The sequence below is a fragment of the Winogradskyella sp. genome (assembly GCF_965656915.1).
Classification (GTDB): Bacteria; Bacteroidota; Bacteroidia; order Flavobacteriales; family Flavobacteriaceae; genus Winogradskyella.
Genome location: NZ_CBFHMI010000023.1, coordinates 1 through 19,489, shown reverse-complemented (window position 1 = coordinate 19,489; position 19,489 = coordinate 1). Strand labels below are relative to the sequence as shown.

Below are 19,489 nucleotides of genomic sequence, written 5' to 3'. Positions count from 1 at the left end.
TGAGTATTAACTAAACACACTTAAAATGAAATCTCTTGTTTTAGCCTTCACACTTTTCTTTTCGTTGATATGTTTTGCTCAAGAATCTTCTGATAAAACGCAAATTGAAACAACGCTTAATAATTATATTGACGCTTTTTACCAAGGAGATACAACCAAACTTAAAGCTGCCATAAAACCAAGATTATACAAATTTGGCTACTGGAAAAACAAAGAAACTGGCGATTACGAGTATTATGATGATATGACCTACACTAAAGCCATGAAGTTTGTTCAGGACATGAAGGATGAGGGGCGTACACGAGATGAAAATAAAATTAGAAACGTTGAAGTTTTAGATATAGGTAATCATATTGCTTCTGCAAAAGTCACTGCTGCATGGGGAATTGACTATGTTCTACTATCTAAAGACGATAGCAAATGGATGATAGAGCAAGTTATTTGGGAAGGGCCTTATCAAAAAGAAGTAAAAACCACTACAACAACGTATTATTTAATTCGTCATGCTGAAAAAGACCGTTCTGACAAAACAAATAGAGATCCACATCTTACAGAAGCAGGACTTAAGCGTGCAAAAAACTGGGCAAATGTTCTAAAAGATGTGAAGTTTGATATGGTGTACTCAACCAGATATAATAGAACTATAGAAACAGCCTCACCTACTGCAAAAGCAAATAATGTTATACTTAGTTTTTATGATCCTAGAGATATGAAAGTCGAGAAATTTATGAAAGAGACGAAAGGTAAAACAGTACTAATTGTTGGCCATAGCAATACAACACCAATGTTTACCAATGCGCTTTTAAATGAGAAAAAGTATGATATGATTGCCGATGATAATAATGCAAATCTTTATATTGTCACAGTAACTGATGATACCAAAACATCAACAGTGTTAAAGGTCGATTAAGTTAACCTCAACATTTTTAAGTTCTATTTGTGATAACAACCTTAGTTGATTTTGTTCAAAAGCTTCACCTAAATCCAAAAGTTGAACAGAAGCGTCTTCCGTCTTAAAATTATTGTAATCTACGAAGCGTAATCCGTTAACGTAACGTTCGTTGTAGGCTTCTCTGAAACGCATTCCTACACCGTCTTCTTCATTATAAGAATAAGCTAAATAGTCTGCTTTATAAGTCTGTTTGTTAATCCAATACACAAAAACATCTTCATAATCCTCTCCGCCACCTTCCTTTTTAAAAGTGACTCTAATTTTATAATAGCTTTTATTATTTATTTGCTCATCTGTTAGTAATTCTTTATTGACAGCTTTGTCATTTAAACCATAAGGTATAACAGAAAAATAGTGAACAGAATTTACCGAAGCAGAATATTTAATTTGCATTGAATCTTCTACTTCTACTATTTCTCTGCCTATCATTCGTCTAAAACCCTTATTAGATAAAAAATCAGTAATAACTAAAGAATCTTCTTTAAACATTCTGGCATAAGAAAACTTACCACCTAAACGTTTAGCTGCATAAGATTTATCTCTAAAATCGAACGTGATATTCGACCGACTAAACCTATCATCTCCTGAAACCTCAATAGATCTATTAATTATTTCATTTGCTGAAAGTGAGTTTTTATTGTTATCGCCTTTACAAGTATAAAGCAAGAGTGCAATGATAAAAATGGTGAGATACTTCATTTGTATACTTTAATCTTAGAAGTCGTAAATCTAGCGATTAGATAACAAGTCGGCCTTAAAATACTTATAATTTATTTACCTTTGCTAACCATGCAAAAAACGGTCAACATACTAAACAAAAAAGCAAAATTCCAGTACGAGCTATTGGATAAATATACCGCTGGAATTGTTTTAACCGGAACGGAAATAAAATCCATTAGGTCTGGTAAAGCTTCCATTGCCGAAAGTTTTTGCGAATTTAATAATCGTGGAGAGTTGTTTGTTATTAATATGACCATACAAGAATACGTTTATGGTAATTATTACAACCATAGACCAAAAGCAGAACGCAAATTACTTCTCAATAAACGAGAACTAAAAAAACTCGAAAAAGAAGTCAACATTAAAGGTAATGCTATCATCCCAACGCGTTTATTTATTAATGAACGAGGTTTGGCTAAACTAGATATAGCCTTGGCTAAAGGAAAAAAACTCTTTGACAAACGCGAAACTATTAAGGACAGAGACAATAAACGTCATCTAGACCGTATTAAGAAAACTTATCGATAACTTTAAGATAGCTATAACTTCTAATAGTACTATTTTTATCTATGTTTGAAATTATATAGGCAACTATTGGTTTTAAAATTGCGTCTATATACTATAGAACCATCAATCAAACACCATGATAAAAAAGTTTCTAAGCGTTTTACTTATTGCATTTAGTTCAATAGTTTCGGCCCAGGTTATTGGTAATATAACCGATCAAAACAACGAGCCTATTCCATTTGTTAACATTCTTATAGAAAACACTTATAAGGGTACAACTAGTAATGACGATGGCTATTATGAGCTCAACATTACAGAGCCAAAAACCTATACCATCATCTATACCTTCATTGGCTACAAAACTGTAAAGAAAAAAGTAGCAATTGATAAATTACCTTATAAAATAGATGTCGTCCTGGAGGAAGAATCTGTCTCTCTAGACGAAGTATTGGTTAATTCTGAAGAGAATCCTGCTGATATCATAATGCGAAAGGTTATTGCGAAACGTAAAGAAAATATTGAAAAAATAAATTCATTTAAGGCCGACTTTTATTCAAGAGGATTAATTAGAATAAAAGATGCACCAGAAAAGATTTTGGGTCAGGAAGTTGGTGACTTAGGTGGTGGATTAGATTCTACACGCAGTGGAATAATTTATTTATCTGAAACCATCTCTAAAATTCAATATTTAAGACCAAACAAGCTCAAGGAAAAAATAACAGCATCGAAAGTTAGTGGCAACGACAATGGATTTAGTTTCAATAATGCCATAGATGTCGATTTTAATTTCTACAATAATACAATTGAGTTTGGCAATGAAATAGTATCTCCTATTGCAAATAATGCCTTTGGTTACTATCGTTACAAGCTAGAAGGTGTGTTCTTTGATGAACGCGGAAATCTCATCAATAAAATTAGTGCAATTCCTAAACGAGAAAATGATCCTGTTTTTGCAGGTACAATTTATATAGTCGAAGATCAGTGGACGCTTTATGGTTTAGAATTAGATATCACAGGTGTACAAGCGCGCATTCCTGCAGTAGATATTATCTCATTAAAACAAAGTTTCTCCTACTCTGAAACTGATAAAATCTGGGCGTTAATATCCCAGAGTATTGATTTTAAATATAAATTTTTAGGTATTAAAGGCGATGGTCGTTTTACAGCGGTTTATAGTAATTATGAATTTAACGAAGGCTTGAGTAAAAAAGATTTTGGTAGAGAGATGGTAGCTTTTGAAGATAACGCTAACAAAAAAGATTCTTTGTTCTGGAAAACTATAAGACCTGTTCCATTAACTACAGAAGAGCGCACGGATTATGTAAAAAAGGACAGTATTCAATTTATCAGGGACTCTAAACCGTATTTAGATTCTATAGATCGCGTGAATAATAAGTTTAAGCTTGGAGATATCTTAGGTTACATGTATCAAAACTCTCATAAGGATATTCGTTATGGTGATGATATTCCAATAGGTGGTATTCAATTTAATACAGTTCAAGGTTATACCGCAAAGGCGAATTTATTTTTCACGAAAGACTACGATGATTTTAAGCACTTCTTTAGAGCTAATGCTAGTTTACAGTATGGATTTTCGGATGAGCGTTTAAGAGCATCAGGCTCAATAACCTATAAATTTAATAACACAAGTAGACGATTTTTAACCCTTTCTGGTGGAGTTATAACAGCACAGTTTAATCCGTCTAATCCAATCACACCCTTTATAAACTCCATAAGCACTTTGTTTTTTGAAGATAACTATATGAAATTGTACGATAAGGCTTATCTACAACTTAATTATTCAGAAGAACTATTTAATGGTTTTCGATTGTTTTCACAATTCAGCTATGAAAGACGCAATGCATTATTCAATACCACAGACCAAGTGTTTACGAATGAAGAAAATGATATATACACCAGCAATAATCCACTAGATGAAACGGCTTATGGTATTGCTCCTTTCGAAACACATAACATTGTAAAAACCAACATTACAGCTCAAATTAATTTTGGGCAAGAGTATTTAAGTTATCCAGATAGTAAATTTAATATTGGTAATGATGCTTACCCAACCTTAGTTTTGAGCTACGAAAAAGGTTTTGGCGCCACAAATAGCGATTATAACTTTGATCAAATAAAAGCCAGAATATATCAAACCTTTAATATTGCAGACAAAGGACGATTTAGATATAACCTAAGAGCAGGTAAATTTTTTAATGCAGACGATATCACTTTTATAGATTACCAGCACTTTAACGGTAATCTAACGCATGTAAGTACAGAAGGCAATTACACAAATGTATTCAATAATTTACCTTATTATGCAGGTAGCACAAACGATGCCTATTTAGAAGCTCATGCTGAACACGATTTTAACGGTTTCTTGCTAGGAAAAGTTCCATTGATTAATAAGCTAAACTTTAATCTGGTTGTAGGTGCACATTTACTAGCAACACCAGATTTTAAACCTTACCAGGAATATACTATTGGAGTAGACAACATTGGTTGGGGAAAATGGCGTTTCTTAAGAGTAGATTATATAAGGTCGTACCAAAGCGGATTTCAAAGTGATGCCATTTTGTTTGGGCTGAAATTCTTTTAACTTTATTAGGATGAAAAAACTATTATTTATTCTGTTTGTTTCTTCTTTAGGACTTAATACCCAAGGAGAAACCAAAGACTACTCAAAACATGTAGCAACTTTAGATAACACAATCGAAACTCTATATGCAGTGATTTCTGGTGATGCAGGTGTACAACGCGATTGGGATTTATTCAAATACCTGTTCCATAAAGACGCAAAGTTGATTCCTACTGGTAAGACAAATGATGGCAACCATACAGTACGATATATGACTACAGACGATTATATTCAATCCTCTGGTAAATGGCTTTTCGAAAATGGATTTCATGAAGTTGAAATCAATAGAGAAACGCATTCTTTTGGAAATATTACACAGATTTTTAGCACTTACGAATCTTTTAATAGCAAAAGTGACATAGAACCTTTTATGAGAGGTATTAACAGTATTCAGCTCTTGAATGATGGCAAACGATGGTGGATTATTAATATCTATTGGATGCAAGAATCTGAAGAGAATCCTATACCTGAAGACTACTTGCCAAAACAATAATATCAAACAAATCTTAAAACCATTTGAGGTCTAACTTTTAGTCCTTATTTTTATCAGAATTATTTATAAAACTATTCTGGTATGATGTATTCATTAAAATCAAAATTCTTTTTTGTTGTTGCGCTTACATTTTCAATTTTAAGCTGTGCTCAACAATCTGCTGAAAAAGCAGAACCTGTTTTTAAAGATGGTGAAGCACAAGTTGTAGAAGCCTTTAAAAATCCAGATAAATGGATACGTCACGATCTGTGGGTTGAAACAGAATTTGATACAGATGGAGACGGACAACCAGATAGAATGCATGTGGATGTTACCAGACCTCAACAAACAGAATCTGAAGGTTTAAAGCTACCTGTTATATATGAGACCAGTCCATATTATGCTGGTGTGGCACCAGATGTAGAAGGTGTTTTTTGGGATGTGAATCATGAATTAGGGGAAATTGGTCCTGAACGCACGCATCCAGAAGTCACAAGACGTGGAAAGCGACCAATCATCTCAAATTCTCAGGTTAGAAAATGGGTACCAAGAGGTTATATTGTGGTACATTCATCTTCACCTGGCACAGGCTTATCACAAGGCGCACCAACTGTAGGTGGGCCAAATGAATCCTTAGCACCAAAAGCGATAATTGATTGGTTAAACGGAAGAGCCAAAGGGTATACAAGTCCTGATGGAGACGAAGAAGTTGTAGCCTATTGGACGACAGGAAAGGTTGGAATGACAGGAACATCTTACAATGGAACGCTTCCCTTAGCAGCTGCAACTACAGGTGTAGATGGATTGGAAGTTATAATCCCTGTTGCACCAAACACCTCTTATTATCACTACTATCGTTCTAATGGTTTAGTACGTTCACCAGGTGGCTATTTGGGTGAAGATATTGATGTTTTGTATGATTATATTCATAGTGGAGACGAAGCAAAACGACCGTACAATAATGAAACGGTGAGAGATACAGAAATGCGAAATGGTATGGACAGAGAAACTGGTGACTATAACGAATTTTGGGCAGGTCGTGATTATCTCAATCAAATGGATAATATGAATGCTGCACTTTTAATGTCTCATGGTTTTAACGATTGGAATGTTATGCCAGAGCATAGTTACAGAATATACAAAGCAGCAAAAGAGAAAGGTTTACCTGCTCAGATATACTATCACCAAAATGGCCATGGTGGTCCACCTCCACTAACTATGATGAATAAATGGTTTACTAAATACTTACATGGTGTAGATAATGGTATAGACAAAGAAGAAAACAAAGCCTATATTGTTAGAGAATACGATGACAGACAACAACCCATAGCGTATAAAGATTATCCAAATCCAGATGCTTCTGAAGTGACTCTAAATTTGACTTCTGGTGGGATGTCAAAAGGCGGATTAACTTTAGAACAAGGAACTGAAGGTATAGAAACATTCTCTGATGATGCCTCAATTTCTGGCAAAGCGCACGCAACTACATCAAATTCTAAAAACAGACTATTGTACGTTACACCAACTTTAAAATCTGATTTGCATATATCTGGATTACCAAAAGTGAGTATTACACTGAGCAGTAGCAAATCAGCTGCAAATTTATCTGTATGGTTAGTATCATTACCATGGCAAGAAGGTGATGATTTTAAAATTACTGATAATATTATTACTCGTGGTTGGGCAGATCCAAAAAATTATAAATCATTGACCCAAGAAGAAGACTTAGTTCCTGGTAAATATTATACGGTAACTTTCGATTTACAACCAGATGATCAAATCATTAATGCTGGTCAGCAAATTGGATTGTTGATATTTTCAAGTGATAAAGATTTTACGTTGCACCCAAAGTCTGGTACGGAATTAACAATTCAGTTAGACAAAACAAGTTTAACCTTACCTGTTGTTGGTGGTATAGAAGCGTACAAGAAATTTGTAGATTAATTTTTATCTTCTAATAAAGGAACAAATCGAAACTTATCATATTCATGCTTTTCAAAATCTTTTGGCCCTTTTCTGATAAATAGTGTCATGACTTGAACGTCTTGCCCTACTGGTATTACCAATCGACCACCAATAGCCAACTGACTTAATAGTGGTTTTGGAACAAAAGGTGCACCCGCAGTAACAATAATACCATCAAATGGTGCTTCTTCTGGCAGGCCTTTATAACCATCACCAAAAATAAGTTTTTTTGCTCTATAGCCTATTTTAGGTAAGAATTTAGAGGTTTTTTTGAACAGTTCTTGCTGACGTTCTATACTATAAACCTTTGCTCCAAGTTCAATTAAAACTGCACATTGATAACCACTGCCTGTTCCGATTTCTAAAACCTTATCACCAGATTTAATATTTAATAATTCGGTTTGGTAAGCAACGGTAAAAGGTTGTGAAATTGTCTGATCTGCCCCAATTGGAAATGCTTTATCAACATAGGCATGATCTATAAACCCAGAATCCATAAAAAGATGTCTAGGTATTTTGCCGATTGCCTTTAAAACCGCTTCATCTTTAATACCTTTTTTTGCAACTGTATCAACCAATTGCTGGCGCATGCCTTTATGCTTAAATGTATCTTTCAAATCTTAGATTAGTTTCACGCTAAATTAACTCAAAGAAAAGCAAAATCCAATCACTAAATTCAATTATTGAATACGCAGTTTTTTATATTTTCTTTTTTAAATTTCTAAATGAAAACGCCTATTTTTGTTAAAAACTGAAAAACATGCTAAAAGCTGGTGTTCTTGGTGCTGGTCACCTAGGCAAAATTCATCTAAGACTACTTAATCAATCCGACAAATACGAGCTTGTAGGATTTTATGATGCAGATCCTGAAAATGCTAAACGTGTCGTAGAAGAATTTGGATATACGTATTTTGATACCATAGATGCATTAATTGATGCTGTAGATATTGTGGATATTGTAACTCCAACACTGTCTCATTATGATTGTGCAAAACTTGCTATAAATAAAGGCAAACATATTTTTATTGAAAAACCAATTACAAACACGGTTGAAGAAGCTGAGACTATTCGTACGCTAGTTGCTGAACATGGTGTAAAAGGTCAGGTAGGTCATGTGGAGCGTTTTAATCCTGCCTTTATTGGTGTTAAGGATAAAATTGAAAATCCTATGTTTATAGAAACACATCGCTTGGCAGAATTTAATCCGAGAGGAACGGACGTTCCCGTAGTTTTGGATTTAATGATTCATGATATAGATATCATTCTTAGTGTTGTTAAGTCGCCTGTAAAACATATCTCTGCGAGTGGAGTCTCTGTAGTTAGTGATACACCAGACATAGCAAATGCGCGTATTGAATTTAAAAATGGTTGTGTGGCAAATCTTACTGCGAGTAGAATCTCTTTAAAAAATATGCGTAAAACACGCTTTTTTCAAAAAGATGCTTATATCTCCGTAGATTTTCTTGAAAAGAAATGCGAAGTTGTAAAAATGAAGGATGCACCAGAAAATCCTGGTGATTTCGATATGATTCTACAAAACGCAGAAGGAGTAAAAAAGCAAATTTATTTTGATAATCCTGAAGTAGAAAATAATAACGCTATACTCGATGAGCTTGAAACATTTGCTGATGCTATTAATACGAATTCTACGCCTATAGTGACATTACATGATGGAACTGAAGCTCTTCGTGTAGCAACAATGATTATTAATCAATTTTAATTCTTTGATGTCTAAGGCTCTCGTAGACATCATGAACGAAAAAAACAAATAACTTAAGAAGGTCTCTTCGAGAGCCTTTGAGACTAATAAAATAATATTTTAATGAAAAACGTAGCAGTAATTGGTGGAGGAACAATGGGTAACGGAATAGCTCATACTTTTGCGCAATCTGGATTTAAAGTTCAACTTATAGATATTAGTGAAGCTTCGCTTGAAAGAGGCATGGCAACCATTTCTAAGAATTTAGACAGGATGGTAGCGAAAGAAATAATTACAGATGCTAATAAACAAGACACATTAAAAAATATAACAACTCATACCGATATTACTACTGGTGTAAAATCTGTAAACCTTGTTGTTGAAGCAGCAACAGAAAATGTAGACTTAAAACTTAAAATTTTTAAGCAACTTGACGAAGTTTGCGATGAAGATACAGTTTTAGCTACAAACACATCTTCAATCTCAATTACTCAGATTGCAGCTGTTACTTCGAGACCAGATAAAGTGATTGGTATGCATTTTATGAATCCAGTACCAATCATGAAATTAGTTGAGATTATTCGTGGTTACAGCACTAGTGATACTATTACTAATACTATTATGGATTTAGCTAGAAAGTTAGGTAAAATTCCAACAGAAGTTAATGACTATCCAGGCTTTGTGGCAAATCGTATTTTAATGCCTATGATTAATGAATCTATAGAAACATTATACAATGGTGTTGCAGGTGTAGAAGAAATAGATACCGTAATGAAATTAGGTATGGCACATCCAATGGGTCCTTTACAATTAGCTGATTTTATAGGATTAGACGTGTGTTTATCTATACTGAATGTAATGCACGACGGATTCAAAAACCCAAAATATGCTCCTTGTCCTCTATTGGTCAATATGGTAAGAGCAGGTAAACTAGGTGTAAAATCTGGTGAAGGATTTTACGATTATTCTGAAAGCAGAAAGGCAGAAAAAGTTTCAAGCCAATTCGTGTAAAATAATATATGGCTAAAATAATTCCATTTAAAGCAGTAAAACCAACAAGGGCCATTGTAGGTCTTGTTGCAGCACGTCCATACCAAAGCTATACAATTGACGAGCGCGAATCTAGAATGGATTATAATCCCTATAGCTTTCTCCATATTGTAAATCCTGGATATAAATACGACCAGGTCATCACAGGTGAAGAGCGTTATAGATTAGTAAAAAATCGTTATGATGAATTTAAGGAAGATGGAATATTTGTTACAGATAAAAAGCCATCCTTATATGTCTACAAAATTGTAAATAGGCACGGTCAGGAGTTTAATGGTATAATTGCAGCGACGAGCGCTGAAGAGTACGAAAAAGATATCATAAAAAGACACGAAGAAACAATTACTAAACGCGAAGAAACATTTAAAAATTATTTGCAGAATGTTGGTTTTAATGCGGAGCCAGTACTACTCACTTATCCAGATAACAATGTGATATCTGCCATTATAAAAGAAACTCAAAAAGGTTATGCTGAGTTTGAATTTACTATGACTTACAGAGACACACATTATCTATGGGAAATTGATAATAAAGATGTTATAACTACAATTCAGGAAGAATTTAATCAAATGAAAACCATCTACATAGCAGACGGACATCATAGATCAGCTTCTTCTTTTTTATTATACAAAGACGAAAAATCTAAGAATCCTGATCATTCTGGAGAGGAGTCGTATAATTTTTTTATGTCTTATCTTATTCCGGAATCGGATTTGGTCATCTATGAGTTTAGTCGATTAATTAAAGATCTTAATGGTTTAACTAAAGAGGAGTTTTTAATAAAGCTCGATGAAATGTTTAGAATAGAAAATAGAGGTATAATGCCATATCATCCTTCTAAACCTCATCATTTTAGTATGTATTTAGATGGTGAGTTTTATTCCTTGTACTTAAGAAAAACAAACTATAAATTCAAAACCGCTTTAGATCAATTAGACGCACACTTATTATATAAAACTATACTGCAACCAATACTAGACATTAACGATTTACGCAATGACAATCGTATCGAGTATGTTAATGGTAGACACGAAATAGTAACTATAAAGTCTAGTGTAGACAGTGGGGATTTTGAAGTTGGTTTTGGTATGTGCCCACCAACAGTTAACCAAATGAAACAAATTGCAGATGAAGGCTTAAAAATGCCACCAAAAAGCACCTACATTCTGCCAAAACTAAGAAGTGGAATTACGATTTATGAATATTAAAGAAAATTTACAACATATAAAATCTACCTTACCAAAAGAAGTTACTTTAGTCGCTGTATCAAAAACAAAACCTGTAAGCGACCTTATGGAAGCCTACAATGCAGGTCAGCGAATTTTCGGCGAAAATAAAATAAAAGAGATGGCTGAAAAGCATGAACAAATGCCAAAGGATATTAAATGGCATATGATTGGTCATGTACAACGGAATAAAGTAAAGTATATGGCAGAATTTGTTAGCTTAATACATGGTGTGGACAGCTTAAAATTACTTAGAGAAATTAACAAGCAGGCAGAAAAATATGATAGAATCATTGATTGTTTACTTCAAATAAAAATTGCAGAGGAAGACAGTAAATTCGGTATGTCCGCTCAAGATGCTAATGCTCTATTACAATCAGAAGAATTTGCGGAACTTGAAAACATCAATATAGTTGGTGTAATGGGAATGGCAACATTTACTGAAGACCAACAACAGATAAAAAACGAATTTAAGTTCTTAAAATCTACTTTCGACAAACTCAAAACTCTAAACCCAGAACTCGAAACTGTTAGTATGGGTATGAGCGGAGATTATAAACTTGCCATAGAATGTGGGAGTACTATGATACGTGTTGGTAGTAGTATTTTTGGTGCCAGAAATTATGCTTAGAATGTCTCTGAAAAAAGCAATACTTTTTTAACTTAGTACTTTATAATAAACCTAGAATCCAAGGCCTATATACGCAATTGTTGACATAGAAACCACAGGTGGTAAGTATAATGAAGAAGGAATCACTGAAATTGCCATATATCAGTTTGATGGACATAAGGTTACCGACCAATTTATTTCTTTAGTAAATCCAGAGCGTGAGATTCAACCTTTCGTTGTAAACCTTACTGGAATTAACTCTAACATGCTAAAAAATGCGCCCAAATTCTACGAGGTTGCAAAACGTATTGTTGAAATTACTGAAGATTGCATTTTAGTAGCGCATAATGCCGACTTTGATTACAGAATATTAAAAACTGAGTTTAGACGACTTGGCTTTTCTTTTAAAAGAAAGACGTTATGTACGGTACAGTTGTCTCAGCAGCTTATTCCAGAAATGGAATCTTATAGTTTAGGAAAATTGGCCAGAGCTCTTGGTATTGCTGTTAGTGATAGACATAGAGCAAATGGAGATGCACTGGCAACAGTAAAACTTTTTAAAATGTTGCTTCATAAAGATTTAGACAAAGCGATTATTAAAAAAGCTGTAAAAGTTGAACAGAAATCTAGATTAGCACCAAACCACAAAGAAATTATTGAAGAATTACCCACTGAAACAGGTGTATATTACATCCATGATGCTAATGGAAATATCATTTATATTGGAAAAAGTAATAATATTAAAAAACGAATAACTCAGCATTTTACGAATACAAATTCTAAATCAAAGAAAATTCAAATTCAGGTTGCAGCTGTCACATACGAAAAAACAGGCAGTGAATTAGTTGCGCTTCTTAAAGAAAGTGAAGAAATAAAAGCTAACAAACCCATACATAATAGAGCCCTTAAACGAAGTAAATTTACACAAGGTCTTTACAGTTTTACAGATGAATATGGTTATGTAAATTTAAGAATAAACCACATAAAGAATGATAAAAAACCTATTACAACATTTACTAATAGACAAAGTGCTATTTCCTTCATCAATAAAATGGTAGAAACACACCAACTATGTACCAAATTGTGTGGCATAGATAAAACACAAACAAGTTGTTTTAATTACGATATTAAAGAGTGTTTGGGAGCGTGCATAGCAGAGGAATCGACTGACTCATATAATAAGCGTGCTAATGCAGTAATAGAGATGAATAGCTATGACAATAAGGATATGATCCTAATTGACAGAGGAAGAGATATCAACGAAAAAAGTGTTATCCTAGTAGAAGATGGTGTTTTTAAGGGTATAGGGTTTTTTGACTTAAATCATCAAATTAATAATAGAGACATATTAGCTTCTTTAATAACTCCGATGGAGAATAACAGAGATACACAGCATATTATTCAAAGTTATATGAGACGAAATAAGAGGTTGAAAATCATAGAGCTTTAAAGTCGTTTTACTTTTCGTATTTTTAGAACATGGAATCCACCAATAAACATAACTGGAGAACTAAACTTCATGAAATAATTTATGAGGCAGATACACCTACTGGAAAACTATTTGACGTTATCCTTCTAGTTGCCATTTTAGCTAGTATAGTCTTAGTAATGTTAGAAAGTGTCAATAGTTTTGATGAAAAATATCATGCTGTTTTAGACATTTCAGAATGGGTAATCACTATTCTGTTTACCATAGAATATGTTTTAAGAATTATTTCTGTAAAACGTTCATTAAAATATATCTTGAGTTTTTATGGCGTTATAGATTTGCTCTCAACTATTCCTAAATATATTTCTTTAATTCTAGGTGGAACACAAGCTTTAATTGCTTTGCGAGCACTTAGACTCTTGCGAGTATTTAGAATATTAAAATTAGCTCGATATCTCGGTGCTTCAAATCAATTGGCTAGTGCCATAAAAGCAAGTAGAGCTAAAATTGCCGTTTTCTTGTTTGCAGTTTTAATCGCTGCAATAATCTTTGGTACTATTATGTATTTGGTAGAAGGTGAAGAGAATGGATTCGCTAATATCCCTAAAAGCGTGTATTGGTGTATCGTAACACTTACAACTGTTGGGTTTGGTGACATTGCACCACAAACACCATTAGGGCAATTTATTGCTACCTTAATAATGATTTTGGGTTATGGGATAATTGCTGTACCTACAGGAATTGTATCCGCAGAATATACAAAAGCATCTAATTCTGACGGAAAGAGAAAATTATCTGACGAAGAGCATGAACAGTTAAAAACTGTTGTCCTCAATACCCAATGCTGTGTTAACTGTTTAGCAGAAACGCATCAGGATAATGCAGAATATTGTCACAAATGCGGCTGTAAATTACACCATGACTAATATATTGATCTCAATAGTTGGCCCTACTGCTATTGGTAAAACTGCTTTAAGTATAAAGCTAGCGTCACATTTTAATACTGAAATTATTTCAGCAGATTCTCGTCAATTTTATAAGGAGATGTATATAGGCACTGCTGTACCTTCCGCAGAGGAATTAAGTGCCGCTAGACATCATTTTATTCAACATAAGTCAATTACAGAAAATTATAATGTTGGAGATTTTGAACGCGATGCAATTTTAAAAATAGCAGAAATTCATAAATCAAACCCAATGGTTGTAATGGTTGGTGGATCTGGTCTTTATACAAAAGCAGTTACGAAAGGATTAGATTATTTCCCTAAAGTAGATTCAAAAATTAGAGAAGAGCTTAATCATCAACTAAAAACATTTGGCTTAGAGTCATTACAAGAAAACTTGAAACAGTTGGACATTACATCCTACAATACCATTGCATTAGATAATCCACAACGCATCATCAGAGCCTTAGAAATATGTATTGGAACTGGTAAACCCTATTCATCATTTTTAACACAACCAGAAAAATCGAGAGATTTTAGAACTATTAATATAGGATTAGATGCAGAGCGTTCCATTATTTATGATAGGATTAATCAGCGTGTTGATATAATGATTGAGAATGGTCTTATCGATGAAGTTGAAAGCCTAATGGAATTTAAAGAATTCAATGCTTTAAATACTGTAGGGTATAAAGAATTATTCAGTTATTTTTCAGGCGATTGCACATTGGATTTTGCGATTTCAGAAATAAAAAAGAATACAAGGCGTTTTGCAAAACGTCAATTAACCTGGTTTAGAAAAGATAAATCCATAAAATGGTTTAATTATAATACTGACATCAGTATCATAATAAAGTATATCGAAAAACAAGTAAAGAAAAACCAGCTTTAATAAAGCTGGTTTTTTGATTATTTATCTTGATTATTTATAACCAACCTAAATCCTTCTCCATGTATGTTTAAAATCTCGACATTTGGATCTGGTTTTAAATATTTACGCAGTTTAGCAATATAAACATCCATACTACGAGATGTAAAGTAATTGTCATCTCGCCATATTTTTGTTAAGGCCAGCTCTCTAGGCATTAAGTCATTCTCGTGTAATGCTAGCAAACGCAGTAACTCATTTTCTTTTGGAGACAACTTAGTTGGATATCCACCATCAAATTTTAAGAAACGAAGCTTAGAGTTAAGATCGAAACGACCTATTTTAAACTCAAACTGTTTGCTATCGGCAACTGTATCCGTAGCTTTACGTTGCATTATAGCTTTAATCTTCATCAATAGTACCTCACTATCAAATGGTTTATTTAAATAATCGTCTGCACCTACTTTGTATCCTTTTAAGACATCTTCTTTCATGGCTTTTGCCGTTAAAAAGATAATTGGTACATCCGCATTTTTCTCACGGATCTCTTTGGCTAAAGTAAATCCATCTTTGTATGGCATCATTACATCTAGGATGCAAAGATCGTAATCGTCTTTTTTGAACTTTTCAAAACCTTCCATTCCATTTTTGGCATGGACTACATCGTAATCGTTCATCATTAAATAATCTTTTAAAACGGTTCCAAAGTTTGGATCGTCTTCTACCAAAAGAATTTTCTTGTTTTGTTCTTCCATGATTCGTTTTTATGATATTAATGGCAGTTTTATTATAAAAGTACTACCTTTTCCTTTTTCGCTTTCTACTGATATATGACCCTGATGGTCATCTACTATTCGTTTTACATAGGCTAATCCTAATCCATGTCCTTTTACATTATGTACATTGCCAGTATGTTCTCGGTAAAACTTCTCGAACACACGCTTAGCAACTTGTTTTGACATTCCACTACCCTGATCTGCTATTCTCAAAATGACGCTGTTACCTATATTCTCTGTGTACACATCGATTTTTGGGGAATCATCAGAATACTTTATGGCATTGTCTAATATGTTTACAATTACGTTTGTAAAATGTGTCTCATTAGCCAGTACCGATGATTTTGCCGCTTCTAAATGTGTTTTTACATATCCTTTTCTATCTTCTACAATCAACTCAACATGCGTTATTGCATCTTCAATTAAATCATGTAACTTAATTCGTTCTTTACTTATATTAAGTTCGTTCTTTTCTAGTTTAGAAATACGTAATACATTTTCTACCTGAGCATGCATTCGTTTGTTCTCATCTTTTATCATTCCTAAATAACGCTTCACCTTTTCCTGATCATTAATTATTTTAGGATTTTTAATAGAGTCTAACGCCAAATTTATAGTTGCAATAGGCGTTTTAAACTCGTGTGTCATATTATTAATAAAATCAGTTTTAATCTGCGAGATTTGTCGTTGTTTTATTAATTGATATATAGCACTAGAATAGGCAATTATAATAATAGATGTAAAAATTATAGAAAGTACTATCATCCATAAAATAGAAGATAGCAGGTATTTTTTTCTATCAGGAAAATCTACCCACAACCTATAGTTACTTTCGTTATTATTATCTAAAAAAATAGGTATACCATAAGCATCCTTCTTTTCAAAATTTTGAGTTTGCACTTTAGTAGCTAAATCATCATCATATATGGCAAATTCAAAATCAAGATTTACACCTTCACTACTTAGCTCTCTTTCTAAAAGCGTTTCTACCTGTAATGGTGTCACCCTTTTATAAATAGGGATATCTCTGAGTAATGTTTTAAATGTAGCTTCATACATTTGCTTTCTTAATTCTGGCATAGACGAATACTCCGCTAAAGTCTGCTCTGGTGTTATATTTCTATTACCATCTAATTTTGAATTACCATAAATTTTAGTAATTCTATCATTAGAGAAATTACTTAATATTATACTATCAGCATCAATTTCAAAGAACAATGAGGGCACTTTAAACCGTTCCTCTAACACCGTATTACGGTGTACAATGGTTTTATCGTTTAAATCATCTTCGGCAGTAACATATAACTGCTGTATAAGTGTTGAGTCAGGTTTTTCGGCTTGTGCAAAATAAGGTTGAATTCTAATTATAAAATCTCTCAACTCCATTTCCTCGATATCTCGAGACACAAAACTCAAAGCTCGCTTAACACTTAAGGTAAAATTCTTCTCTTCATTTTCTAAACTATTATTGATAAAAAATGATTGAACAAAGATTATACCAATGAGCGACAAACTCATTAATACCACCAATAAGATGAATAACTTTTTGCCCATTGGTCAAATTTAACATTTTAACATTTAGTACAAATTATGTTTAACCTTACATTAACAAAAGGTCGCTACATATAATTAAGCTATTTTATGAAGAATTTTGTAATGAATTTCTTGTGCTTGTTCTTTAGCCGATTCTAAATCATTATTTTTAATTACAAAATCTGATTTTATAATCTTCTCTTTATCTGACCATTGATTTTTAATTATGGCCTTTACTTTTTCTTCTGAAGAATTATCGCGCTTAGTGACGCGTTTTATTCTTAAATCCTCATCTGCAACTACGGTTATAATGTAATCATATTGATGCTCCAAACTATTTTCAAATATTATAGCGGCTTCTTTAATCACATATTTAGAATCTTGTTTTTTTAACCATCTTTTAAAATGAGATGCCACTTTAGGATGTACTATAGCATTCATTTTTTTTAGAAGCGATTTATCATTAAAAATCATTTCTGCTAAATAAGATCTATTTAGCTTACCCTCATTGTATGCAGCATCACCAAATAACTTAATTAATTTTCTTTTAATAACCTTAGAACGACTCATCAACTCCTTAGCTTCTTTATCTGCTATGTACACAGGGACACCAAGTGACTCGTAGTACTTGGCTATTGTGGTTTTACCACTTCCGATTCCACCTGTAAGTCCTACTATAACCATATTATAATTTAATAAAATCTATTCGATTTTGTTGAATATTTATACGCTTAATATTATCAGGTTTGTTTGAAATTTTTGGAATTAAATAAGATTGACTATCACTGGCTTGGGAATAATCACACTCTATAATAAAGTCTGCAGGTGAAATACTGTTGTAACTATCCAAGTCAACATAGTAGGATACTGTTACTTTTTTTGGGAAGTAATTAATTAACACATCTGTTGGTTTATTAATAACTGTAATAGGGAGTTCTATGGTGCCTTCCGTAAATCGAGAAACTTTTGCACTTATATTAATTTTACTGGGAAATACGTCTACTCCATCAATTTTTGATAAATCTATTTTTAATACTTCTTCAATGTCGGTATTCACCTCTTTAAGCTCTAAAACCTCTGTTGATAATACATTAATGGAATCTAATACAGCCTTGGCACCAACTACTTTGATGCTATCAATATTAAACTGAATACCATTTTTTATATCAAAACCAGGAGCAAAATTTATATTTGATTTTAACTGTACATGGACATATTTTGATGTCATTTTTGAATAGGTAAGCTTTAAGGTGTCTGGCTTAAGAGAAATAACTTCATATGACTCGCCTAATTGATCTTCAATGATGTAAAAGTTTTTCTGAACATCAAACATATAATAATTTGATTGTTGTAATACATCAGTATTGGCATCTAATAGAATGTCTTCAGAATTTTTAAAAATAAATGGTAAAAGAGCAAATCCTTTGGCCTCAACATAAGCATTAAGACTATTTAATGAATCGTTTTCCAACACAATCTCGTCTGGAAGGTCAGATAGAATAATTTTTAATTTGATGATTTGTTTATAGTCATTGGTCAATTTAGAGAATATGAGGAATAGAAATGCTAGCGCAAAAAATATGGAAAATCGCTTGACGTTCCTCTTTCTTAAAAAATCGAATATTTTTAGATTTTTATAATTTCCCATAACTTATTTAAAAAATAACTCTGGAAATGCATCTTTAGGATCTTTCCTTAACACTTGAATGTTAACTGTAGATTTTAAAAATCCATAACCGTATCCAAAGAATTGAATTATAATTGCAAAAATTGCCTGAAAAGCAACAATTACATTTTTTGTATTAAATAAAGCTAATACAAAGGCTACTATAAAATACGCTATATATAAAAACAAAATTCTGCTTTCACCTAATATTGTAAGTATAATTGACAATAAAAATCCTAAATTAAAAACTGTGGGAAACCAATAAACTAAACTTTTAGAGTCAGGATGCCAAAGATTGAGTATTGGTCTAACCATACCAAACTTGTTAACCTGTTTATAAAACTTTAACCAAGAAACGCGTCGTTTATGAAAAACATAAGCCGTTTTGATTAAGGTAGTTTTATAACCTAGTTTATGAAGCCTTAGAGACA

At 32.8% G+C, this 19,489-nt stretch carries 19 protein-coding genes; 12 read left to right on the top strand and 7 right to left on the bottom strand.

Translation table 11 applies throughout. The features are described 5' to 3' along the window. The first annotated feature begins 25 nt into the window (after positions 1 to 25). Positions 26 to 910 (top strand): histidine phosphatase family protein, encoded by an 885-nt coding sequence (locus ACTG3Y_RS07775; protein WP_439152358.1) that lies wholly within the window; start codon positions 26 to 28, stop codon positions 908 to 910. Here the strand turns inward: ACTG3Y_RS07775 and ACTG3Y_RS07770 are convergent. Further along, positions 896 to 1,651: a DUF6503 family protein gene (locus ACTG3Y_RS07770; RefSeq protein ID WP_439152357.1), complete on the bottom strand. Its 756-nt coding sequence runs from the start codon at positions 1,649 to 1,651 to the stop codon at positions 896 to 898. The genes ACTG3Y_RS07775 and ACTG3Y_RS07770 overlap by 15 nt on opposite strands. A 90-nt stretch (positions 1,652 to 1,741) precedes the next feature. Here ACTG3Y_RS07770 and smpB point away from each other — a divergent pair, with 90 nt between their 5' ends. The 4 genes from smpB to ACTG3Y_RS07750 all read left to right on the top strand — a co-directional run bounded on the left by smpB (position 1,742) and on the right by ACTG3Y_RS07750 (position 7,236). Further along, the gene (gene smpB, locus ACTG3Y_RS07765) at positions 1,742 to 2,200 is read left to right on the top strand and encodes an SsrA-binding protein SmpB (protein ID WP_439152356.1); all 459 of its coding nucleotides are present in this window, start codon (positions 1,742 to 1,744) and stop codon (positions 2,198 to 2,200) included. 115 nt (positions 2,201 to 2,315) lie between these two features. Next, a complete protein-coding gene (locus ACTG3Y_RS07760; RefSeq protein ID WP_439152355.1) occupies positions 2,316 to 4,781 on the top strand; it encodes a DUF5686 and carboxypeptidase regulatory-like domain-containing protein in 2,466 nt (821 codons plus the stop codon). A gap of 10 nt (positions 4,782 to 4,791) precedes the next feature. Beyond that, entirely contained in the window at positions 4,792 to 5,313 is a 522-nt protein-coding gene (locus ACTG3Y_RS07755) for a hypothetical protein (RefSeq protein ID WP_439152354.1), read from the top strand. Positions 5,314 to 5,394: 81 nt separating this feature from the next. Beyond that, entirely contained in the window at positions 5,395 to 7,236 is a 1,842-nt protein-coding gene (locus ACTG3Y_RS07750) for a Xaa-Pro dipeptidyl-peptidase (RefSeq protein ID WP_439152353.1), read from the top strand. On the opposite strand, the gene ACTG3Y_RS07745 is transcribed toward ACTG3Y_RS07750, so the two are convergent. Further along, positions 7,233 to 7,874 (bottom strand): protein-L-isoaspartate(D-aspartate) O-methyltransferase, encoded by a 642-nt coding sequence (locus tag ACTG3Y_RS07745; protein ID WP_439152352.1) that lies wholly within the window; start codon positions 7,872 to 7,874, stop codon positions 7,233 to 7,235. The two genes, ACTG3Y_RS07750 and ACTG3Y_RS07745, sit on opposite strands and share 4 nt — an antisense overlap. Before the next feature lie 143 nt (positions 7,875 to 8,017). Here ACTG3Y_RS07745 and ACTG3Y_RS07740 point away from each other — a divergent pair, with 143 nt between their 5' ends. The 7 genes from ACTG3Y_RS07740 (at position 8,018) to miaA (ending at position 15,107) form a co-directional block, all read left to right on the top strand. Then, entirely contained in the window at positions 8,018 to 8,977 is a 960-nt protein-coding gene (locus tag ACTG3Y_RS07740) for a Gfo/Idh/MocA family protein (RefSeq protein ID WP_439152351.1), read from the top strand. Positions 8,978 to 9,079: 102 nt separating this feature from the next. Continuing rightward, complete coding sequence (locus ACTG3Y_RS07735; RefSeq protein WP_439152350.1) at positions 9,080 to 9,967, top strand: 3-hydroxyacyl-CoA dehydrogenase family protein; 888 nt, start codon at positions 9,080 to 9,082, stop codon at positions 9,965 to 9,967. Positions 9,968 to 9,975: 8 nt separating this feature from the next. Then, positions 9,976 to 11,214, top strand: coding sequence for a DUF1015 domain-containing protein (locus tag ACTG3Y_RS07730; protein ID WP_439152349.1), 1,239 nt, complete (start codon positions 9,976 to 9,978; stop codon positions 11,212 to 11,214). Then, positions 11,204 to 11,863 carry a YggS family pyridoxal phosphate-dependent enzyme gene (locus ACTG3Y_RS07725; RefSeq protein WP_439152372.1) on the top strand — a complete coding sequence of 220 codons (660 nt, stop codon included), beginning with the start codon at positions 11,204 to 11,206 and terminating at the stop codon, positions 11,861 to 11,863. The genes ACTG3Y_RS07730 and ACTG3Y_RS07725 overlap by 11 nt, the downstream gene beginning before the upstream one ends. A gap of 67 nt (positions 11,864 to 11,930) precedes the next feature. Further along, positions 11,931 to 13,292 (top strand): exonuclease domain-containing protein, encoded by a 1,362-nt coding sequence (locus ACTG3Y_RS07720; RefSeq protein WP_439152371.1) that lies wholly within the window; start codon positions 11,931 to 11,933, stop codon positions 13,290 to 13,292. A gap of 29 nt (positions 13,293 to 13,321) precedes the next feature. Then, on the top strand, positions 13,322 to 14,197 hold the full coding sequence (locus tag ACTG3Y_RS07715; protein WP_439152348.1) for an ion transporter: 876 nt from the start codon (positions 13,322 to 13,324) through the stop codon (positions 14,195 to 14,197). Then, the gene (gene miaA, locus ACTG3Y_RS07710) at positions 14,190 to 15,107 is read left to right on the top strand and encodes a tRNA (adenosine(37)-N6)-dimethylallyltransferase MiaA (protein WP_439152370.1); all 918 of its coding nucleotides are present in this window, start codon (positions 14,190 to 14,192) and stop codon (positions 15,105 to 15,107) included. Before ACTG3Y_RS07715 ends, miaA begins: the two co-directional genes overlap by 8 nt. Before the next feature lie 17 nt (positions 15,108 to 15,124). Here the strand turns inward: miaA and ACTG3Y_RS07705 are convergent, their stop codons facing one another. From ACTG3Y_RS07705 to ACTG3Y_RS07685, 5 genes are all read right to left on the bottom strand, one after another. Continuing rightward, entirely contained in the window at positions 15,125 to 15,838 is a 714-nt protein-coding gene (locus ACTG3Y_RS07705) for a response regulator transcription factor (RefSeq protein ID WP_439152347.1), read from the bottom strand. Between the two features lie 9 nt (positions 15,839 to 15,847). Beyond that, entirely contained in the window at positions 15,848 to 17,413 is a 1,566-nt protein-coding gene (locus ACTG3Y_RS07700) for a sensor histidine kinase (RefSeq protein ID WP_439152346.1), read from the bottom strand. A gap of 75 nt (positions 17,414 to 17,488) precedes the next feature. Further along, positions 17,489 to 18,076, bottom strand: coding sequence for a dephospho-CoA kinase (coaE, locus tag ACTG3Y_RS07695; protein ID WP_439152345.1), 588 nt, complete (start codon positions 18,074 to 18,076; stop codon positions 17,489 to 17,491). A gap of 1 nt (position 18,077) precedes the next feature. Next, entirely contained in the window at positions 18,078 to 19,040 is a 963-nt protein-coding gene (locus ACTG3Y_RS07690) for a hypothetical protein (protein WP_439152344.1), read from the bottom strand. Positions 19,041 to 19,043: 3 nt separating this feature from the next. Then, positions 19,044 to 19,489, bottom strand: a 446-nt coding sequence (locus tag ACTG3Y_RS07685) for a glycosyltransferase (protein ID WP_439152343.1), incomplete at its 5' end; no start/stop codon positions are given.

What these genes read in the sequence shown, in the direction of transcription:
- coaE (WP_439152345.1), bottom strand. Translation starts at nt 18,076, where the DNA reads ATGGTTATAGTAGGACTTACAGGTGGAATCGGAAGTGGTAAAACCACA.
- ACTG3Y_RS07730 (WP_439152349.1), top strand. Translation starts at nt 9,976, where the DNA reads ATGGCTAAAATAATTCCATTTAAAGCAGTAAAACCAACAAGGGCCATT.
- ACTG3Y_RS07740 (WP_439152351.1), top strand. Translation starts at nt 8,018, where the DNA reads ATGCTAAAAGCTGGTGTTCTTGGTGCTGGTCACCTAGGCAAAATTCAT.
- ACTG3Y_RS07755 (WP_439152354.1), top strand. Translation starts at nt 4,792, where the DNA reads ATGAAAAAACTATTATTTATTCTGTTTGTTTCTTCTTTAGGACTTAAT.
- ACTG3Y_RS07770 (WP_439152357.1), bottom strand. Translation starts at nt 1,651, where the DNA reads ATGAAGTATCTCACCATTTTTATCATTGCACTCTTGCTTTATACTTGT.
- ACTG3Y_RS07760 (WP_439152355.1), top strand. Translation starts at nt 2,316, where the DNA reads ATGATAAAAAAGTTTCTAAGCGTTTTACTTATTGCATTTAGTTCAATA.
- ACTG3Y_RS07690 (WP_439152344.1), bottom strand. Translation starts at nt 19,040, where the DNA reads ATGGGAAATTATAAAAATCTAAAAATATTCGATTTTTTAAGAAAGAGG.
- ACTG3Y_RS07705 (WP_439152347.1), bottom strand. Translation starts at nt 15,838, where the DNA reads ATGGAAGAACAAAACAAGAAAATTCTTTTGGTAGAAGACGATCCAAAC.
- ACTG3Y_RS07700 (WP_439152346.1), bottom strand. Translation starts at nt 17,413, where the DNA reads ATGGGCAAAAAGTTATTCATCTTATTGGTGGTATTAATGAGTTTGTCG.
- ACTG3Y_RS07725 (WP_439152372.1), top strand. Translation starts at nt 11,204, where the DNA reads ATGAATATTAAAGAAAATTTACAACATATAAAATCTACCTTACCAAAA.
- miaA (WP_439152370.1), top strand. Translation starts at nt 14,190, where the DNA reads ATGACTAATATATTGATCTCAATAGTTGGCCCTACTGCTATTGGTAAA.
- ACTG3Y_RS07715 (WP_439152348.1), top strand. Translation starts at nt 13,322, where the DNA reads ATGGAATCCACCAATAAACATAACTGGAGAACTAAACTTCATGAAATA.
- ACTG3Y_RS07775 (WP_439152358.1), top strand. Translation starts at nt 26, where the DNA reads ATGAAATCTCTTGTTTTAGCCTTCACACTTTTCTTTTCGTTGATATGT.
- smpB (WP_439152356.1), top strand. Translation starts at nt 1,742, where the DNA reads ATGCAAAAAACGGTCAACATACTAAACAAAAAAGCAAAATTCCAGTAC.
- ACTG3Y_RS07735 (WP_439152350.1), top strand. Translation starts at nt 9,080, where the DNA reads ATGAAAAACGTAGCAGTAATTGGTGGAGGAACAATGGGTAACGGAATA.
- ACTG3Y_RS07750 (WP_439152353.1), top strand. Translation starts at nt 5,395, where the DNA reads ATGATGTATTCATTAAAATCAAAATTCTTTTTTGTTGTTGCGCTTACA.